Here is an 18302-nt window from a genome sequence, read left to right on the forward strand (position 1 = left end):
CCTATTCTCTCAGTTGGCCGGCCGGTCACTGGCCGAGCAGTTCAGCCACGCGGGGTGCCACGGCGGTCCCCATCAGCTCGATGGAGCGCATCATCGCGGAATGCGGAAGCGGGCCGCTGCTGTACTTGAGGTCGAACCGATCCACGCCAAGGTTCTTTTTCAGCGAGGCGATCTTGCGGGCCACCGTCTCCGGCGAGCCGACGTACAGCGCCCCCTCGGGTGAGCAGAGGGCGTCGAATTCCGGCCGGCCCGCGGGACCCCACCCGCGCTCGGCACCAAGCCGGTTCCGCACCTTGAGCCAGTGCGGGAAGAACTCCTCGCGGGCCTGCTGGTCCGAGTCCGCCACGTGGCCGGGAGAATGCGTGGCCACCTGCTGCGGGGCGTGCCCGTACTTGGCCATCGCCTCGCGGTAGAGGCCGGCCAACGGAGCGAACGCGGCAGGCTGCCCTCCGATGATGGCGAAAATGATCGGATAGCCATACTGGGCGCAACGCAGCACGGACTCGGGCGTTCCGCCCACGCCTATCCATGCCGGCAGCAGGTGGTGTTCCAGGGGCGGGTACACGCTCAATCCATTTAGGGAGGGCCTGGTGCGGCCCTCCCAGTGCACGGGTTTCTGCGCGCGGACCTTGTCAAACAGCTCCAGCTTCTCCTCGAACAGGACCTCATAATCCGCCAGGTCCAGCCCGAACAGCGGGAAGGACTCCACGAACGATCCGCGCCCCAGCATCACTTCGGCACGGCCGTTGGAGATGGCGTCCACGGTGGCGAACCGCTGGAAGACCCGGATGGGATCATCGGAGCTCAGCACGGTGACGGCCGATCCCAGCCGGATTTGCTGCGTCCGGGCCGCAGCGGCCGCCAGGAACACTTCGGGGGCCGAGATGGCGTAGTCCTTGCGGTGGTGCTCCCCAACGCCAAAGGCGTGAAGCCCGACGGCGTCCGCCAGTTCCGCCTGTTCCAGCACCTGCCGCAGCACCTGGGCGTGGTGCTGCGGGGTGCCGCCGGGGTTCTCCCCCACGTCGCCGAAGGTGTTCAGGCCCAGGAGGATCCGGTCCCCGCCCACGGGTGCCGTGGGGCCCGGGGCCGGCGCGGCGCTCAGCGGGACTCCTTCAGCCAGCCGGCCAGCTCGGCGGCCCAATAGGTGAGGACCATGCCGGCGCCGGCACGGCGGATTCCCAGCACGGATTCGGTGATTGCCGCCCGGCGGTCGATCCAGCCGTTGGCCGCAGCCGCCTCGATCATCGCGTACTCGCCGGAGATCTGGTAGGCGGCCACCGGCACCGGGCTCATGGCCGCGACGTCGGCAACGATGTCCAGGTAGCTCATGGCCGGTTTCACCATCACGATGTCCGCACCTTCGGCAAGGTCGAGTTCCACCTCGCGCAGCGCTTCGGTGCGGTTGCCGGCATCCATCTGGTAGGTGCGCCGGTCGCCGGTGAGCTGGGAATCCACGGCTTCCCGGAAGGGCCCGTAGAATGCGGACGCGTATTTGGCTGCGTAGGCAATGACGGAAGTGTTGACGTGCCCCGCAGCGTCCAGCGCCCTGCGGATCGCGGCGATCTGGCCGTCCATCATGCCGGACGGGCCCAGCATGTGCGCCCCCGCGTCTGCCTGTGCCACGGCCATCTGCGCGTAGATTTCCACGGTGCGGTCATTGTCCACGTACCCGTTCGAGTCGAGCACCCCGCAGTGCCCGTGGTCAGTGAATTCGTCGAGGCAGACGTCGCTCATGATCACCAGGTCATCGCCGACCTCGGCCCGGACGTCTCGGATTGCCATGTTCAGCACGCCGTCCGGGTCCAGGGATGCCGACCCTTCGGCATCCCTGGTTTCCGGAATTCCGAACAGCATGATGCCTCCCAGGCCGAGTTCCACGGCTTCGGCGGCGGCCCGCTTGAGTGTGCCGGTCGTGTGCTGCACAACGCCGGGCATGGAACTGATGGGGTGGGGTTCCGTGAGTCCTTCGCGGATGAACGCCGGCAGGATCAGCTCGGCAGGCGCCAACCGGGTTTCAGCGGTGAGGCGCCGCATGGCCGGTGTGGTGCGCAGGCGGCGGGGGCGTTGGTTGGGGAAGCTCATGGTCCTGTCCTTCACATGGTGGGATCGGTGGCTGGGGCGCGGTGGCGTCAGGGCGGGTTGAGGGCGCGTGCTACCGCGGCGACCAGCCCGGCGGGGGTGGGCTCAGCCGCCACCCCTGCAACCCGGAGGTCAAGTGCGGCCGCCTGTTCCGCCGTCGACCGCCCGATCACCACCAGCCGGCACGCGCCGTCGGGCAGCAGTTCCGCGAGGCGCCGGACGGCGCTGGGTGACGCTGCGAGGGCTGCGTCGATACGGCCGGCGGCAAGTTCGGCGCGCGCCCCTTCCGGAGTCAGCAGGACGTACGACGGCGGCGCATCCCCGCCTGCCCCGGCCTCCGTCCCGACGGCGAGCCTGCGTTCGGCGGCCGCCGGGTACTCCACCGTACTGTAGGCGGTCACGGCCGTGACGGTGCTGCCGGCGGCCGAGAGCCCTTCGGCCAGGAACGGCGCGGCGATGTCCGCCTGCGGCAGGAGTACGGTGCCGCCGCCAGGCCATACTTCCAGGAGGCCTGCGGCGGACTGCCCGCAGGCCGGGACCAGGTCCGCCCGCAGGCCCTCGGACTCGAGTTGGCGGCGGGTGGCCGGGCCGATTGCGGCGATCCTGGTGCCGGCCGGTACCAGCCGGTGCAGGGTCAGCCCGCGTTCACGCGCCTTGCCCGCGAGGGCATGGACGGTGGTGGCGCTGGACACGACCAGCCAGCCATAGGCACCGGCGCTGAGGGCGTCGCAGGCGACATCGAGGGCGTGCTGGTCCGGTGCACGCTCGAAGTCGATGAGGGGCAGCAGCAACGGTGTCGCACCGGCCTCCTGCAGCGCTGCGGCGAGCGGCTGCGCACGCTCCGGACTCCGGGTGATCAGCACCCGGGCACCGTTCAGCGGTGTGCCGGGCGCGGATCCACCGAAAGGCTCCTCCATCGCCGCGTCAGGAAGCCTGGAGGTCGGCGATGTCCGCGGCGCCGGCAGCCAGCAGCGCCTCGGCCAGTTCGATGCCCAGGAGGGTTGCACCGACCTCGGTGAGTCCGTCAGTGGCCCGCTTGTCCCGGACCGTTGCCGTGCCGTCCACCGCGCAGACCACGGCTTCAAGATGGAGCATGCTGCCCTTGCGGTAGGCATAGGCGCCCACCGGTGCGGCGCAGCCTGCTTCCAGGCGGGCCAGCAGGGCGCGCTCGGCTGTCACGGCGAGCCGGGTGTCGGCGTCGTCCAGTGCCGCCAGTGCCTGGGCCAGGACAGCCTGGGAACCTTCCGTGGAACCGGCCTTCCGCGGCGCGTCGGCGGTCCGGCATTCGAGGGCCAGGGAACCTTGGCCCGCGGCGGGCAGCATGACGTCGGTTTCCAGGAATTCGCTGACCGCGTCCAGCCTGTTGATCCGCTCCAGGCCCGCGGCGGCGAGCACCACGGCGTCAAGGTCGCAGGATTTACCGGGAACAACCTGGTCCGTGCTGTTGCCCGGAAGTCCGGGAACCCGGCCCAGGCGGGTGTCCACGTTGCCGCGGATGTCCAGGATCTGCAGGTCCGGCCGGGCAACCCTGAGCTGGGCGGCACGGCGGGGCGAACCGGTGCCCACCGTCGCGCCGGCGGGGAGGTCTGCCAGTTTCAGCCCGTCCCGCGCGCAGAGCACGTCCCGGACGTCAACGCGGCGGGGCGTTGCCGCCAGGCTGAGCCCCACGGCTGCCCCGGTGGGAAGGTCCTTCAGGGAATGCACGGCAACGTCACATTCATGACGCAGCAGGGCGTCGCGGAGCGCGGCCACGAAGACGCCGGTGCCGCCCATCTGGGACAGCGGGCCGGTGAGGACGTCGCCGTCGGTCCTGATGTGGACCAGTTCCACGGGGAACCCGCCCACTGCGGCCAGTTGGTCGGCAGTGTGCTGCGTCTGGGTGAGGGCGAGCTTGCTCGCGCGGGTGCCGATCCTGACCGTCACTGCTGCGTGGCTCCCGCCGCTGTCTCGGACCCCGCGGGGTAGGGGTCGTGTCCTGTCCCCACAGTGGTGTCCGCACCCGCAATGGTGGGCTTTTCGCCGCGGAAGTTGGCGCAGCAGCCGGGGCGGCAAACGTCGTACCAGGGGCCCAGGCCCGTCACTGCCGGACGGTCGCTGATGTTGTGGTCCACGGTCCGCTCGGAAATCAGGTCCACGATGCCCTGGACGAACCTGCGGTGCGTTCCGGGGGTGGGAACGCGGGTGGCGGCGAGGCCCAGGTTGGCACAGGTTTCGAGCGCTTCGGTGTCCAGGTCCCAGACAACCTCCATGTGGTCGCTGACGAAACCGAGCGGCACGATGACAATGCCCTTGATGCCCTTGCCGGCCAGTTCCTCGATGGCGTCATTGATGTCCGGCTCGAGCCAGGGCACGTGCGGGGCGCCGGAGCGGGACTGGTACACCAGCGACCACGGTGCGGTGAGGCCGGACTCCTCCTCCACCCGGGCCATAACGGCGGCGCCGGTGGCCAGATGCTGCGCCACGTAAGCGGAGCCCTCCTCGAATTCGCGGGGCTCTGCGTCGGACTTGCCTGCAGCTTCGGCATCCCGGGTGGGGATGGAGTGCGTGGCGAAGAGGATCTGGACGGGAGCAGCCGGGGTGCCGGCCTCAGCCAGCTTGGCACGGACCTCGGCCAGCCCGGCGGCGGTGCCTTCCACGAAGGGCTCCACGAATCCGGGGTGGTCGAAGTACTGGCGGACCTTATCCACTTCCAGGCGTCCGTCCAGGCCCGTCTCGGTCAGGGCCATGCCGATGTCCTCGCGGTACTGGCGGCAGCTGGAGTAACAGGAGTAGGCGCTCGTGGTGACCATCAGCAGTCGGCGGTGCCCGGCGTCGTATGCGTCCTGGAGGGTCTGCGGAATGTAAGGGTCCCAGTTGCGGTTGCCCCACAGCACCGGAAGGTCGATGCCGCGGGCGGCGAGCTCCGCCTCCATGGCTGCCTTGAGTTCGCGGTTCTGCTGGTTGATGGGGCTGATGCCGCCATTGGCGCGGTAGTGGTGCGACACTTCCTCGAGCCGCTCGTCCGGGATGCCGCGGCCGCGGGTGACGTTGCGGAGGAAGGGAATGACGTCCTCCTGGCCCTCCGGCCCGCCGAAGGAGGCAAGCAGCACGGCGTCATACTGCTTGGGAGCCATCCGGCCGGCCTCGGTGACGGGGTTGACGGGGGTCATGCCAGAACCTCGGCGATCTCCGCGGCGGAGATGCGGCGTCCGGTGTAGAACGGAATCTCTTCGCGGACATGGTTGCGGGCCTCGGTGGCGCGCAGGTGGCGCATCAGGTCAACCAGGTCCACCAGTTCGGGAGCCTCGAGGCCCAGGATCCATTCCCAGTCGCCCAGGGCGAAGGAGGACACGGTGTTGGAGATGACCTGCGGGAAATCGCGGCCCAGCAGGCCGTGGTCGCGGAGCATCTTGCCACGCTCGGCTTCGGGAAGGATGTACCACTCGTAGGAACGGACGAACGGGTAGACGCACAGCCACTCGGCGGGCGCGACTCCGCGGGAGAAGGCCGGGGTGTGGTTCTTGGCGAATTCCGCCTCACGGTGCACGCCCATGGCGGACCACACGATGTCAGTGCCCGCGAAGAGGGTGCTGCGGCGGATGTCGCGGATGGCCTGTTGCAGGGCCTCCGGCCTGGGGCCATGGAGCCACACCATGACGTCCGCGTCGGCGCGCATGGCGGAGACGTCGTAGCTGCCGCGGTGCGTCACGCCACCCTCGGCGAGCCGTTCCAGGAGGGCTTCAAAGTCGGCGGCCGCCTGGGCGCTGCGGGCAACCGTTTCGGAGCGCTTGAAGACCGTCCAAAGGGTGAAGAACTGCTCGGCTGATTCTTCGGTTTTAGTGACAGATTCGGCAGAAGTGTGGCTCATGGTTACCAGTTTGCCCCTTAAATGCGCCAAGCCGAAACCCAGAACTTCTACAAGGCGTAGAAGTGATGAAGATCACTTCCATGCGGGGTCTGCCCGACGTTTTGCCTCGGCCCCCGCCTCCGGCAGGCGCGGCTCACGGCTGCGCACCGCGAAGCCTCGCGTACGCCACGCCGGCTGCTGCGGCGACGGCCAGGAGGGCCAGGCCGGACCCTGCGAGCACCAGGTTGGGCGCCTGCCCCGCCGCGCCGTCCCGGCCGCGCTCCGGGGCGGCCTTGTTGGCCCCCGCTGCGGCTTCCGCAGTGCCGCTTTCCCGGGTGGCTGCCGCGCTGGCGGGACGCACGGCGGCAGCGGACGTGTCGGCCGAAGCTGCCGGGGCCACCGCAGGAGCGGCGGAAGGAGCGGCGGTTCCGGAACCAGGGACAGTCGCAGGCGTTGTGGGAGCCGGGACCGGGGCCGGGGCTGCCGGACTATCCGCCGTGGGGGCAGGCCTGGGCGGCATGACGATGCCGAGGGGCGGCTGGATGAGTCCGCCCGGCGGTGTGGCCGGAACGGTGGGGACGGGGATCAGGGTGCCCTTCGCTGCCGGTGCGCCGGCGGCGAAGACCAGCACCGCGCCGATGGCCGCGGCTGCGGCGCCGCGCCCAACTCCCCCATGGATACCGGTCCGCAGCTGTGCGGGTGCGGACCTGTGTTGAGTCATAGTCATCGACCCTAGCCATACGCGCTCATTGCTGGCTATTCGGAAGTCCCGGGAAAGAAGGAAATTCAGGCGGCGAGCCGGCGGATCTGCTCCCTGGTGTCCGCCACCACCGCGGCCAGGCCGTTTCCGGCAACCCAGCCGCCCACCAGCGCAAGGCCCCCGGCAGCGCCGCACGCCCCGCGGATAACGGACACCCGGGCGCGGTGACCCACTGCGGCGAAGGGAAGGGAGCCCTGCCACCGGACCACGTCCCAGTCCACTACGTCGGCGCGGGAGAGCGGCATGCCCAGCAGGTTGGCCGCGTCCCGGAGGGCGGCTTCAAGTAGATCCTCCTCCGTGGCCGGACCGTCACCCTGCCGGCCAAGGCCGTCCACCCTGCCGTAGGAGAGCCGGACCACGTGCCGGCCGGGCCCCGCGGCCGCAGCGAGCCAGTCCCATTTGCCGGTGGCGTGCGTCAGCGCCTTCGCTTCGATGCCGGGGGTCTGCGGGGCCACCAGGACGCCGGTGCCGCGCGGGCGGGCGTCGAGCCGGGGCTTGTCCAGCACCAGCGTGACCAGCCTCACGTCCGGCCCGGACAGCGGGGCGGTGCCGGAAATCCCCGGTACCGCGCCCTCAAGCAGCCCGACGGCGGCGGGACCTTCCACCGCGACCGCCAGCAGGCCGGCGTCGTACGTTTTTCCTCCTGCGGTGACGCGCCATCCCTCCGGGGTGCGCGCAACGGCTGTGGCGGCCGTCCCGGCCAGGAGCCGGACACCCCGGGAACGGAGGTCGGACACGAGCGCGGAGACCAGGGTATGCATGCCGCCTTCCAGGCCGGCCACGGCGGAACCCGCCTTTGCCGGAGACGTCCGCGCAGCGTCCGGCCCGGCAACTCCGGCCGCGCCCCGGCGCTGGGCGGAAACCGCGGCAGCGAGGGAACCGTGCTTCCGCAGGCCCGCACGAAGCCCGGGCGCCACCATGTCGACGTCGAGCATCCCGGGATCGGCCGAGTGGACGCCACCCACCACGGGCGCCACCAGGCGCTCCAGCACACGGGAACCCATGCGGGTCCTTACCAGGTCCGAGACGCTGGTGACCTCCGCCGCCCCGCCGATTGAAGCGGGCAGGAACCGATCCAGGGTGGCGCGCAGCGAGCCCGCGAGGCCCAGCGAACGGCGGACCTCCGGCTCCCACGGATTGGCGGGAATGCCCAGGACGCCGGTCCGCGGCAGTTCACGCGGCCCTTCCGGCAACTGCACCCAGGCGCCTCCGGGGCGCGGGGCCACGACGCTGCCGGCCAGCCCGAGTTCGGCAATCAGGCCGGACACCGCATCCGTTCGGGTGGCGAACGACTCGGCGCCGCTGTCCAGGGTGAGGCCGGCGAGCGTGTGGCTGCCCACGCAGCCGCCCCAGCGCTCGGAGGCTTCCAGGACCGTGACGGCATGCCCGGCGGCGGATAGTTCCCGCGCGGACAGCAGGCCGGAGATCCCGCCGCCCACCACAAGTGCCGGGGCGGATGCAGCCTGGGGGGCCGGGGTGCCGTCCATCGCTGTTACTCGGGTGAGATGGAGTGGATGAGGCTGACCACCCGTGTGAGGACGTCGGGGTCGGTTTCCGGCGGGACGCCGTGGCCCAGGTTCAGGACGTGGCCGGGCGCCGAGGAGCCGGCCGCGATGACCTCGCGGACATGGGCTTCAAGGACGTCCCACGGAGCGGAGAGGAGTGCCGGGTCGATGTTTCCCTGCAGGGGGCTGGATCCGCCCAGGCGGCGGTTGGCCTCATCCAGCGGGAGCCGGTAGTCCACGCCCACCACGTCAACGCCCACGTCCCGCATGGCCACCAGAAGCTCCGAGGTGCCGGTACCAAAGTGGATCAGCGGGGCGCCAAGGTGGCGGACATGGTCCAGGGCGCGGCGCGAGGCGGGGGCAACGAACCGCGTGTAGTCGGCCAGGCCCAGGGAGCCTGCCCAGGAGTCGAAGAGCTGGCCTGCCGAGGCGCCGGCCTCGAGCTGGGCCTGCAGGAACATTCCGGAGGCATCGGCCGCCCAGTTGGCCAGGGCCGTCCAGGTCTCCGGATCAGCGTGCATCATGGTGCGCGGGCCCAGGTGGTCGCGGGAAGGCTTGCCCTCGACCATGTAGGCGGCCAGGGTGAAGGGGGCGCCGGCAAAGCCGATCAGCGGCGTCTTGCCCAGCTGGGCGACCGTGAGGCGGACGGCTTCGCGGATGGGTTCAAGGGCTTCCCAGGTGAGCTGTGGCAGGGCAGCGACGTCCGCGGCCGTGCGCACCGGCTTGTCCAGCACCGGGCCAACGCCCGGGACGATGTCCACGCCGACGCCGGCGAGCTTCAACGGGATGACGATGTCCGAGAAGAAGATCCCGGCGTCCACGTCATGGCGGCGGACCGGCTGGAGGGTGATCTCAGAAGCGAGTTCCGGCCGCAGGCACGAGTCCAGCATGGCGATGCCTTCCCGGACCTTGAGGTATTCCGGCAGCGACCGGCCGGCCTGGCGCATGAACCAGACTGGGCGCCGGGACGGCTTCCCGCCGCGGTAAGCCGTGATGAGCGGAGAGTCCGCGGTGCGGCCATCCATCAGCGGATGGTCTGCGGCGAGCATGCCGGCAGCGGAGGTGGCGGGGCTGGAAGTCATGCCTCTGATTGTGCCGAAAATCCGCCCCAAAAGATAACGACGGACTGTCATTGGCACAGGCCCGAAGCGGTGGGTGGCAGGAATCACAGCCGCGGCCGGCGCCCGGCCGCTCCAGGGAGTTGTTCTACGGTGCTGCGAAAAAGCTATGATTGGTCTGCTGTGGTTCTTTTTTCTCTGGTGGCTACACACGCCGACATCGACCTTGAGACTGTTGCTCACCTGAGCAACGGTTCCTCCGGGATTGCCACATCCGCACTGGCCGGATCGCCGGCAGTGACGGGTGCCGTTGTCCTTGCCACCTGCAACCGGTACGAAATCTATGGCGAAGCCCCCAACCCTGATGACGTGGAGGCCGCCCGCGCTGCGCTCGTGGCGCAGATCAGCGAGGCCAGCGGACTGAGCGAAACCATGGTGTCGCGCTCCTTCAGCACCCGCGTCGGCCCCGAGGTGAGCCAGCACCTGTTTGCCGTAAGCGCAGGACTGGACTCCGCCGTCGTCGGTGAACGCGAAATCGCCGGGCAGGTCCGCCGCGCCCTGATCACGGCCCAGCACGAGGGAACCGCCAGTTCCGGCCTGGTCCGGTTGTTCCAGGCGGCTTCGAAGACAGCCAAGGATGTCGGCGCCCAGACCGCCCTCGGTTCCCGTGGCCTCTCCATCGTTTCCGTCGCGCTGGACCTGGCCACGGACCTGTCCGAGAACCCGGACTGGTCCACCAAGAAGGTAGTCGTGTTTGGCACCGGCGCCTACGCCGGCGCCACCATGGCGCTGCTGCGGGAACGTGGCTGTACCGACATCTCCGTTTTTTCCTCCTCCGGCCGCGCTGAAGGTTTCGTGGCCACCCGCGGAGGCACTGCCCTGGACGCCGGCTCCCTGCACCCCGCCGTTGCCGCCGCGGATGTCATGATCGGCTGCAGCGGATCTGATACGCGCGTCGAGGCCAGCGAACTTGCACAGGTCCGCGCCAACTCGCCGCAGCCGCTCATCGCCATTGACCTGGCACTCACCCACGACTTCGACCCCGCCGTCGGCGAGCTGGACGGCGTGGAGCTGCTCACCCTTGAGTCCGTACGGCTCGCCGCGCCGCAGGAACAGGCCGAATCCCTTGCCCAGGCCAGCGGCATTGTCACCGGAGCGGCCAACGCGTTCGAACAGGAGCGCGAAGCGCGGTCCATGGACTCCGCCATCGTTGCCCTCCGGCGCCACACCATGAACGTGCTGGACGCCGAAATGGAAAAGGTGCGTGCCCGGCACGGCTGCACCGCCGCTGCCGAGGAAGTGGAGTTCGCGCTCCGCCGCATGGTCAAGCAGCTGCTGCACGTGCCCACGGTCCGGGCCCGCGAACTCGCCGCCAACGGGCAGCAGGACGACTACATCGCAGCCCTCGAAGCGCTCTACGGGATCACCGTGGAACAGCCTGCGGCACCCGCGGCCCCGCTGGCCGAATGCCCGGTGGACCACCAGGGCCGCGAAAGCGCCTGACCTGCCTCCCCGGCAACGCTCTCTCACATCCTGCGCAATTTCCGGCAACGCTCTCTCACATCCTGCGCAATTTCCGGCAACGCTCTCTCACTAACTCCGGAGAAGTGAGAGAGCGTCCTTCAATATGCCGCGTTAAGTGAGAGAGCGTCCGGGGCGGGCGTTCTGGCGTTCAGTAGACCGGCTTGGTCGGTTCCACTTCGCGCACCCAGGCCAGGATGCCGCCGTCGAGATGGCTCACCCGCTGGTACCCCGCCTTCCGCGCTGCCGCGAGTACGTTGCCGGACCTGGTGCCTCCCTTGCACAGGAACACCACGTCCCTGTCCTGCGGGATCTCCTGCCAGGCCTCCCCCGCGAGGATCCTGCCCTGCGGAACCAGGACAGAACCGTCGATCCGCACGATGTCGTATTCCCCGGGCTCCCGGACGTCCACCAGCTCAAAATCCTTCAGTCCGGCCTTCCGTGAGGCCAGCATGGTGGCCAGCTGCGCCGCGGTGACGGTGTGCTCGGTGTCGGTTTCCGGCTCCGGCGCAAGGCCGCAGAATGCCTCATAGTCAGTGAGTTCGGTGATGCGCGGCGCCGCGGGATCCTTCGCGACACGGATTTCGCGCCAGCTGCCGCCCAGGGCGTCGAAGAGCGCGACGCGCCCGAGCAGGGAACGCCCGACGCCGGTAATCAGTTTGACGGCCTCCGTCACCATCAGCGACCCCACCGCCGCGCACAGCATTCCGAAGACGCCGCCCTCGCCGCAGGAGGGTACCGAACCCGCCGGGGGCGCCTCGGGATAGAGGTCGCGGTAGGTGGGCCCGTGTTTTTCCCAGAAGACGCTCACCTGTCCGTCGAAGCGGAAGATCGAACCCCAGACGTAAGGCTTGCCCAGGATGACGGCAGCGTCGTTGACGAGGTAGCGGGTGGCAAAGTTGTCCGCACCGTCCAGGATCAGGTCGTACCCGGCGAACAGTTCGAGCGCATTTGCCGCGTCGAGGCGGTCCTTGTGCAGCCGGACCTCCACCAGCGGGTTAAGGGCATGGACCGCGTCCCGCGCTGATTCGATCTTGGGGCGTCCCACATCCGCCACGCCGTGGATGACCTGGCGCTGGAGGTTGCTGAGTTCCACCGTGTCGTCGTCGATGATTCCCAGTGTTCCCACCCCGGCCGCGGCGAGGTACAGCAATGCGGGGGACCCCAGCCCGCCTGCACCGATCACCAATACTTTGGCGTTCTTGAGCCTCCGCTGCCCCACCGCGCCTATCTCGGGAATGATGAGGTGCCGCGAATAGCGCTCCACTTCCGCCGGTGTGAGTTCGCCTGCCGGTTCCACCAAGGGTTCCAGGGAAACATTTGCAACATTTGCGGTCAGAGACGAGGCCATACTTCAATGTATGCCCCGGGATACCGCCCGGTCATATTACCCCGCAGTAAAGTGGGTGTAACCGCAACGGAAAGAAGGACAACCGTGGTCCCAGAAGCACGCGCAGACCGCCCGTCCGCAGCACCGGAATCAGTCACCCGCCCCGCAGGCCAGCGCTCGGCACGGCTGCCGCGGGATGAACGCCGTGCCCAGCTCCTGGCGGCAGCCCAGGAAGTGTTCGTTGCCAACGGTTACCACGGGGCCGCCATGGACGAAATCGCGGAGACGGCGCGGGTCAGCAAGCCGGTCCTGTACCAGCATTTTCCGTCCAAACGTGAGCTCTATCTTGCCCTTCTGGACAGCCACCTGGCGGCCCTGACTGAGCTGCTGCTGGGAGCATTGAACTCCACCACGGATAACAAAGAGCGCGTCCAGGCCGTGATGCGCGCCTACTTCCGGTTTATCGCCAGCGATGACCAGGCGCACCGGCTTGTTTTCGAATCCGACCTTATTAATGACGCCGATGTCAGCTCCCGGCTGGAGACTTTGAACCGCACCTTCGCGGATGCCATAGCCCGGGTCATCGCAGAGGACACCAAGCTTCCTCAGCTGGAAGCCCAGCTGCTGGGCCGCGGCCTGGCCGGAATGGCCCAGGTGAGTGCACGCTACTGGCTGGAAACGGACGGGAATCTGGACCTGGATGTGGCCAGTGACCTCATTTACCGTTTAGCTTGGCGCGGAATCTCTCGTTTCCCCAAAGAGTCCTAGACTACAAATAAGAGAACACCTCGTTGAGGTCCCTGAACATTTGACCGGCTGGGAGGCCCCTGTGGAAATTAAGATCGGCGTGCAGAATGTTGGCCGCGAAATCGTACTGGAGTCCGCTGAGGACGCAGACTCCGTGGCCAAGGTCGTCGGCGAAGCCATCAACACGGGCAGCGAACTGCGCCTGAAGGACGACAAGGGCCGCCTGATCATCGTTCCCGGAAACGCCTTGGGCTACGTCGAAATCGGGGCCGAAGAAGTCCGCCGCGTAGGTTTCGGCCAGTTCTAGAACCCTTTGCCCGCGGCGGCCGCCTGGTCGCCGCGGCTTTAAGTTAAAGGAGATCCATGCTCTCGCTCACCATTGTCGTGCTCGCAGCGGTTGCCGCAGGATTCCTTGTGTGGGCCAATGACAAGCGACATGCCAAGTACGGCGCCGGCCTCCCCGCGGGGGTTGCCGTTGCTGTGGCATCGGTGACCTGGACCATCCTCATGGCCGCAGGATTTGGCTACCTGCCCGGTTTGACCTGGCTGCCTTGGGTTCTTCCTGTGCTTCTCGGAACCGGCGCAGCCATCGCCGCGGTGGCCTACCTGGGCCGCACGCGCGCCCGGCAGGACACCGAGCGCCTGACCGCGGCCCTCCGCCTTTAGCGTTACAGGAACTCGGCCCGGCCCTCCATGGCGGATGACGCCAATGCATGTTCGCGCCGCGGTATACGCCCCGCAATCCTGGCCATCCTGCCGGCAGCCACCGCGTGTTTGAAGGCCGCACCCATCAGCGCCGGGTTCTGTGCCCGCGTCACCGCTGTCGCCAGCAGCACCGCGTCGCACCCCAGTTCCATGGCCAGCGCAGCGTCGGAGGGCGTACCGATCCCGGCATCCAGCACCACGGGAACGGAGGCGCGGGAAACAATCAGCCCGATATTGTGCGGGTTCAGGATGCCCAGACCCGTTCCGATAGGGGCACCCAGCGGCATCACGGCGGTGGCCCCGAGGTTCTCCAGCCGCAGCGCCAGGACGGGGTCGTCGTTGGTGTAGGCGAAGACCTTGAAGCCCCGGGCCACCAACTGTTCCGTGGCATCGACGAGCTCCACCGCATCCGGCAGGAGGGTCTGCTCGTCGGCAATGACTTCCAGCTTGATCCAGTCCGTCTCCAGGGCCTCGCGGGCCAGTTCGGCGGTGAGGACGGCATCCCGGGCCGTGAAGCAGCCCGCCGTATTGGGAAGCACCCGGATCCCGTGGTCCACGAGCAGCTGGAACAGCGAGCCGGTCTCGGCCGGTGAATAGCGCCGCATGGCCACGGTTGTCAGTGCGGTGCCGGAGGCCAGGAGTGCGGCACCGAGACCCTCCAGGCTGGGCGTTCCCCCTGTCCCCATGATGAGCCGTGAGTGCAGCGGTATGCCGTCGATAACCAGGCCGTCAGCCGATGCTGTTCCCAGGGCTGATGACAGGCGGGTTGTTTCGGTCACGGTGTCAGCCTCCCTGAACTGCGGTTACGAGCTCAACGTCGTCGCCCTCGGCGAGCGCCGTAGCGGACCACTGGCTGCGCGGAACCACGTGCGCGTTCTGCGCCACTGCCACGCCAAGCTTGCGCCCGTCGGCGGCCTGGCCGTCTGCTGCCAGCGGCCGGCCGGTGATGTCGCTGACCAGCGCAGCAACGGAGGCGCCGTCCGCCACGGCGCGCGGGCTTCCGTTCAGGATGATGTTCATGCTCTCTCCTTGGTGTCGTGGCGTGATGCGGCTGCGGAAAACCGGGCAGGGTCGAACGGCGCCCAGCGGGGGTCACGGGTGCCGTCCAGCAGGGCGCGGCAGACGGCCGCGGCCGCCGGCGCCAGCAGGACGCCGTGGCGGAAGAAGCCAGTGGCGACGACGAGCCCGGGGACGTATCCTCCGGCGGCGTCGGGCAGCGGTACGCGGCCCAGCAGGGGCGCATTGTCCGGGGTTCCGGGGCGGGCCCGGGCGGTGCACTCGAGCAGTTCCAGTTCGGCGACGGCGGGGACCAGAGTCTGCGCGTCCCGAAGGAGCTGGTGAACCCCGCCGGCGGAGACGGCACCGTGCGCCGCTCCGGCCTCCGGACGGGCCGCCCCGCCCAGGGCGTCTTCGCGCTGGGTGGCGCCGATGACCACGGTTCCGTCCTGCCGCGGCACCAGGTAGACCGGCACGCCATGAACCAGGCCCCGTACCGTCGCCGTCACCAACGGCCGGAGTTGCGTTGGCACGGCGAGCCGCAGGATGTCGCCGTGCACCGGGCGCAGCGGCAGCGCCAGGCCCTCGGGCAACCCGCCCAGCGCTCCGGCGTGCAGACCGTTGGCGACCACGGTCTCCCGCGCAAGAACCTTTCCGCCGCCTTCCAGCAGGACTCCGGCCACGACGTCGTCCGCCCACGCCAGTCCCGCTGCCCTGGCCATTACCGCGTAACCGTGGACGGCGCCGGCAACCCTGGTGCCTGCCCCTCCCTCTCCGTCCGCGTGCCGGGAGAGCGCCAGCCGGAGGCAGGCCACCAGCTGCCGCGGATCCACCTGGTGGTCGGCGGGGGTGTCCAGGGCGCAGGCGATCGATGGGCTCAGGAGCGGTTCGCGGCGGCGTGCCTCCCGGACCGTGAGTGGCTCCACGTCGAGGCCGTTGGCCTTCTGCACGGCCCGAAGGTCAAGCAGCGCCTGCCTGTCCGCAGCGTCCGCGCCGACGGCGAGCGTCGGCGTCTCGAGGTATCCGGGGTCCGCGCCCGCGGCGGTTTTGAGGGCGGCCGCGAAACCGGGCCACCGGGAGGAGGATTCCAGCATCAGCTCCAGGAGGGCTTCCTCCTGGTAGTGAAGTTCGCTGACGGGGGCGAGCATTCCGGCCGCCGCCCAGCTGGCGCCGGTTCCGGGGGCATCATCCACCAGCACCACGGATCGGCCGGAGCGGCGGGCCTCCCACGCGATGCTGTGGCCTATCACCCCGCCTCCGACGACTGCCACGTCGGCACGCATTACGCCGTCGTCGGCCGCGCCGGATCCGCTGGTGGGGTTGCCCATATGGTTCCTTCCCTACGCCGGTATTAGCCGGATCAGGTCAAGCGGTCGGCTCTGACGCCCTCTCAGCCCGGCGCTTTTGTGACAGCTGCCGCAGGCTCCCGCAGTACGAGGCCAGTTTAGAGGAACTAGGCTTGCAGCCATGAATGTGTCCCCCGCTGCCGCCCTGGCGTCCGCGCGCCTGTACCTTTGCACCGATGCCCGCCGCGGCCACGGCGATTTTGCCCGGTTTGTCGATGCCGCGTTCACCGGCGGCGTGGACATCATCCAGCTCCGGGACAAGGCCCTGGAGGCCGCGGAGGAGTTGGAGCTGCTCGAGGTGCTGCGCGAGGCTGCCGTCCGGCACGGCCGGCTGTGGGCCGTCAACGACCGGGCGGACATCGCGTCCCTTTCCGGGGCGCCCGTTTTCCACATCGGGCAGAAGGACCTTCCCCTCAAGGCAGCGCGCAGCCTCCTGGACGGCGCCGCGATCGGGCTTTCCACGCATTCGCCGGACCAGGTTGACGCGGCGGTGGCCGCGGCGCCGGGGCCGGCGGGCCTGGACTACTTCTGCGTGGGTCCACTGTGGGCCACGCCCACCAAGCCGGGGCGCGCCGCCGTCGGACTGGATCTGGTCAGGCACGCCGCATCCGTGGCGCCGGCCGGCCTGCCCTGGTTTGCCATCGGCGGAATCGACCACGGCAACGTGGACCGGGTGGCCGCTGCGGGTGCCCGCCGGATCGTGGTGGTCCGCGCCATCACGGAGGCGCCGGACCCGGCCGAAGCCGCTGCGTCGCTGCTCGCCGCCCTCGACGCCGCGGGTTAGCCCGGCTGTTCCTCGTTCCGGGGGTTTCGGGCTAGGCTGATTTTCGTGTCGCATCATCGGTTGGCTCCCAATGTCCACGAGCACAGGAACGCGCTCGAGGAGGCGTTGAGCGCGCTGCGTACCGAGCTGGAATTGCCTGCCGGATTCCCTCAGGAGGTCCTGGCGGATGCCGAAGCGGCCGTGGCCTCGCTGGACATGCCGGACTATGACCTGACGGACGTCGGATTCATCACCATCGACCCGGAATCCTCCACGGACCTGGACCAGGCCCTCTTCATTGAACCCGACGGCGGCGGCTACAGGGTGCTGTATGCCATCGCCGACGTGCCCGCTTTCGTCCGGCCGGGAGGCCCGCTGGACGCCGAAACGCGGCGCCGCGGACAGACCTTTTACGCGCCGGACGGCCGGATTCCGCTGCACCCGCAGGTCATCAGCGAAGGCGCCGGCAGCCTGCTCCCGGACCAGGACTGCCCGGCGTTTGTCTGGGACTTCCGGCTCAACAGCGCCGCGGAAGTCACTGCCGTCAACGTGCGGCGGGCACGCATCCGCAGCCGCGACAAGCTCAGCTACAAGGGCGCCCAAAAGGAGCTCGACGCGGGCACGGCGCCGCCGGTTCTCCAGCTGCTCAAAGAGGTAGGCCTCAAGCGCGTGGCGCTGGAGCGTGAGCGCGGGGGCGCCAGCCTGAACATGCCGGACCAGGAAATCGTCCAGCTTCCCGACGGCGGCTACCGGATTGCCGCCGCACCGCAGCTTCCCGTGGAGGACTGGAACGCACAGATTTCCCTCATGACCGGCATGGCCGCGGCCCGGCTCATGCTGGACGGTAAGGTGGGGATCCTGCGCACCATGCCTGCGCCGGACAGCCGCTCCCTGGACCACTTCCGGCTCCAGACCGAAGTCCTGGGCAAGCCCTGGAACGGGAAGATCAGCTACGGCGAATACCTCCGCACCCTGGACCCCACGGAGCCGCGCCAACTGGCCATTCTGCATTCGGCCGGGATGCTGTTCCGCGGCGCCGCCTACACCGCTTTCGACGGCACTGTCCCTGCGGATGCGATCCAGTCGGCCATTGGTGCGTCCTACGCGCACACCACCGCTCCGCTGCGCCGCCTTGTGGACCGTTTTGTCCTGGTGATCTGTGAAGCGCTGTGCAGCGGCGGCGGCGTGCCGGTCTGGGCCCGCGAGGCGCTGCCGCTCCTGCCAGGAATAATGGCGGGCTCCGACCAGCTGGCCAGCCGGATGGAGCGCATGGCGCTGGACACCGTGGAAGCCGCCCTGCTGGTCAACCATGTGGGGCAGGAATTTGACGCCATTGTCATTTCAGGGTCCCGGCCGCCCAAAGACAACGGCGGGACGTCCAACGGCAGGGACGGGAACGGGAAAAACGGCAACGGCAACGGCACCTCCGGCATTATCCAGATCGCGGAGCCGGCGGTGACGGCGCGCTGCGCCGGGGAGCTCAAACCGGGCACCAAGGTCCGGGTCCGTCTGGTTTCCTCGGACATCGCTGCGCGCCACGTGCATTTCGAACTCGTCCGCCAGGAGTCCGCCACCAGGGAACACGGCTAAATCCGGGGTTCCGGGCGTTTACGGCTAGACTGGTGCCTGTAGAAATGGATGCCCGGTCGTTGATTTCCTTTTTGAA

At 69.0% G+C, this 18302-nt stretch carries 19 protein-coding genes and 1 riboswitch; of the genes, 6 read left to right on the forward strand and 13 right to left on the reverse strand.

Annotation, left to right across the window (positions count from 1 at the left end):
- Positions 1-25: 25 nt before the first annotated feature.
- The 9 genes from ACIQCM_RS04115 to hemE form a co-directional block, all read right to left on the reverse strand.
- Positions 26-1102, reverse strand: coding sequence for an LLM class flavin-dependent oxidoreductase (locus ACIQCM_RS04115; RefSeq protein ID WP_400604239.1), 1077 nt, complete (start codon positions 1100-1102; stop codon positions 26-28).
- Positions 1099-2082 (reverse strand): porphobilinogen synthase, encoded by a 984-nt coding sequence (gene hemB / locus ACIQCM_RS04120; RefSeq protein WP_400603179.1) that lies wholly within the window; start codon positions 2080-2082, stop codon positions 1099-1101. Before hemB ends, ACIQCM_RS04115 begins: the two co-directional genes overlap by 4 nt.
- 47 nt (positions 2083-2129) lie before the next feature.
- Complete coding sequence (locus ACIQCM_RS04125) at positions 2130-2942, reverse strand: uroporphyrinogen-III synthase (protein WP_400603178.1); 813 nt, start codon at positions 2940-2942, stop codon at positions 2130-2132.
- A 61-nt stretch (positions 2943-3003) separates the two neighbouring features.
- Positions 3004-4002: a hydroxymethylbilane synthase gene (gene hemC, locus ACIQCM_RS04130; protein ID WP_400603177.1), complete on the reverse strand. Its 999-nt coding sequence runs from the start codon at positions 4000-4002 to the stop codon at positions 3004-3006.
- Positions 3999-5228, reverse strand: coding sequence for a ferrochelatase (locus tag ACIQCM_RS04135; RefSeq protein WP_400603176.1), 1230 nt, complete (start codon positions 5226-5228; stop codon positions 3999-4001). The genes hemC and ACIQCM_RS04135 overlap by 4 nt, the downstream gene beginning before the upstream one ends.
- Complete coding sequence (gene hemQ, locus ACIQCM_RS04140; protein ID WP_400603175.1) at positions 5225-5926, reverse strand: hydrogen peroxide-dependent heme synthase; 702 nt, start codon at positions 5924-5926, stop codon at positions 5225-5227. Before hemQ ends, ACIQCM_RS04135 begins: the two co-directional genes overlap by 4 nt.
- Before the next feature lie 133 nt (positions 5927-6059).
- A complete protein-coding gene (locus ACIQCM_RS04145) occupies positions 6060-6626 on the reverse strand; it encodes a hypothetical protein (protein ID WP_400603174.1) in 567 nt (188 codons plus the stop codon).
- Positions 6627-6691: 65 nt separating this feature from the next.
- Entirely contained in the window at positions 6692-8152 is a 1461-nt protein-coding gene (hemG, locus tag ACIQCM_RS04150) for a protoporphyrinogen oxidase (protein ID WP_400603173.1), read from the reverse strand.
- Positions 8153-8157: 5 nt separating this feature from the next.
- Positions 8158-9252 (reverse strand): uroporphyrinogen decarboxylase, encoded by a 1095-nt coding sequence (gene hemE / locus ACIQCM_RS04155; protein ID WP_400603172.1) that lies wholly within the window; start codon positions 9250-9252, stop codon positions 8158-8160.
- A gap of 159 nt (positions 9253-9411) precedes the next feature.
- Here hemE and ACIQCM_RS04160 point away from each other — a divergent pair, with 159 nt between their 5' ends.
- A complete protein-coding gene (locus ACIQCM_RS04160) occupies positions 9412-10731 on the forward strand; it encodes a glutamyl-tRNA reductase (protein ID WP_400603171.1) in 1320 nt (439 codons plus the stop codon).
- A gap of 169 nt (positions 10732-10900) precedes the next feature.
- Here the strand turns inward: ACIQCM_RS04160 and moeB are convergent, their stop codons facing one another.
- On the reverse strand, positions 10901-12100 hold the full coding sequence (moeB, locus tag ACIQCM_RS04165; RefSeq protein ID WP_400603170.1) for a molybdopterin-synthase adenylyltransferase MoeB: 1200 nt from the start codon (positions 12098-12100) through the stop codon (positions 10901-10903).
- Between the two features lie 84 nt (positions 12101-12184).
- Between moeB and ACIQCM_RS04170 the strand changes: the two genes are divergently transcribed.
- The 3 genes from ACIQCM_RS04170 (at position 12185) to ACIQCM_RS04180 (ending at position 13492) form a co-directional block, all read left to right on the forward strand.
- On the forward strand, positions 12185-12847 hold the full coding sequence (locus ACIQCM_RS04170; protein WP_400603169.1) for a TetR/AcrR family transcriptional regulator: 663 nt from the start codon (positions 12185-12187) through the stop codon (positions 12845-12847).
- A 61-nt stretch (positions 12848-12908) separates the two neighbouring features.
- Positions 12909-13133: a DUF3107 domain-containing protein gene (locus ACIQCM_RS04175; RefSeq protein WP_400603168.1), complete on the forward strand. Its 225-nt coding sequence runs from the start codon at positions 12909-12911 to the stop codon at positions 13131-13133.
- Between the two features lie 56 nt (positions 13134-13189).
- Entirely contained in the window at positions 13190-13492 is a 303-nt protein-coding gene (locus ACIQCM_RS04180; protein WP_400603167.1) for a hypothetical protein, read from the forward strand.
- Positions 13493-13494: 2 nt separating this feature from the next.
- Here the strand turns inward: ACIQCM_RS04180 and ACIQCM_RS04185 are convergent, their stop codons facing one another.
- From ACIQCM_RS04185 to thiO, 3 genes are all read right to left on the reverse strand, one after another.
- Positions 13495-14310, reverse strand: a complete 816-nt coding sequence (locus ACIQCM_RS04185) for a thiazole synthase (protein ID WP_400603166.1) — start codon at positions 14308-14310, stop codon at positions 13495-13497.
- A gap of 4 nt (positions 14311-14314) precedes the next feature.
- On the reverse strand, positions 14315-14551 hold the full coding sequence (gene thiS / locus ACIQCM_RS04190; protein WP_400603165.1) for a sulfur carrier protein ThiS: 237 nt from the start codon (positions 14549-14551) through the stop codon (positions 14315-14317).
- Complete coding sequence (gene thiO, locus ACIQCM_RS04195) at positions 14548-15855, reverse strand: glycine oxidase ThiO (RefSeq protein WP_400603164.1); 1308 nt, start codon at positions 15853-15855, stop codon at positions 14548-14550. The genes thiS and thiO overlap by 4 nt, the downstream gene beginning before the upstream one ends.
- Positions 15848-15967, reverse strand: a riboswitch (TPP riboswitch). Its footprint overlaps the gene before it by 8 nt.
- Before the next feature lie 27 nt (positions 15968-15994).
- Here thiO and thiE point away from each other — a divergent pair.
- A complete protein-coding gene (gene thiE / locus ACIQCM_RS04200) occupies positions 15995-16657 on the forward strand; it encodes a thiamine phosphate synthase (protein ID WP_400603163.1) in 663 nt (220 codons plus the stop codon).
- A 45-nt stretch (positions 16658-16702) separates the two neighbouring features.
- The gene (locus tag ACIQCM_RS04205) at positions 16703-18226 is read left to right on the forward strand and encodes an RNB domain-containing ribonuclease (RefSeq protein WP_400603162.1); all 1524 of its coding nucleotides are present in this window, start codon (positions 16703-16705) and stop codon (positions 18224-18226) included.
- The last annotated feature ends 76 nt before the right edge of the window (positions 18227-18302 follow it).

Origin of the sequence: Pseudarthrobacter sp. NPDC092439, from assembly GCF_044754945.1 — a bacterium.
Taxonomy (GTDB): Bacteria; Actinomycetota; Actinomycetes; order Actinomycetales; family Micrococcaceae; genus Arthrobacter.

Coding starts and splice junctions, on each gene's coding strand:
- hemB (WP_400603179.1), bottom strand. CDS start 2,082: ATGAGCTTCCCCAACCAACGCCCCCGCCGCCTGCGCACCACACCGGCC.
- ACIQCM_RS04135 (WP_400603176.1), bottom strand. CDS start 5,228: ATGACCCCCGTCAACCCCGTCACCGAGGCCGGCCGGATGGCTCCCAAG.
- hemQ (WP_400603175.1), bottom strand. CDS start 5,926: ATGAGCCACACTTCTGCCGAATCTGTCACTAAAACCGAAGAATCAGCC.
- ACIQCM_RS04145 (WP_400603174.1), bottom strand. CDS start 6,626: ATGACTCAACACAGGTCCGCACCCGCACAGCTGCGGACCGGTATCCAT.
- hemG (WP_400603173.1), bottom strand. CDS start 8,152: ATGGACGGCACCCCGGCCCCCCAGGCTGCATCCGCCCCGGCACTTGTG.
- hemE (WP_400603172.1), bottom strand. CDS start 9,252: ATGACTTCCAGCCCCGCCACCTCCGCTGCCGGCATGCTCGCCGCAGAC.
- moeB (WP_400603170.1), bottom strand. CDS start 12,100: ATGGCCTCGTCTCTGACCGCAAATGTTGCAAATGTTTCCCTGGAACCC.
- ACIQCM_RS04180 (WP_400603167.1), top strand. CDS start 13,190: ATGCTCTCGCTCACCATTGTCGTGCTCGCAGCGGTTGCCGCAGGATTC.
- thiS (WP_400603165.1), bottom strand. CDS start 14,551: ATGAACATCATCCTGAACGGAAGCCCGCGCGCCGTGGCGGACGGCGCC.
- thiO (WP_400603164.1), bottom strand. CDS start 15,855: ATGGGCAACCCCACCAGCGGATCCGGCGCGGCCGACGACGGCGTAATG.
- thiE (WP_400603163.1), top strand. CDS start 15,995: ATGAATGTGTCCCCCGCTGCCGCCCTGGCGTCCGCGCGCCTGTACCTT.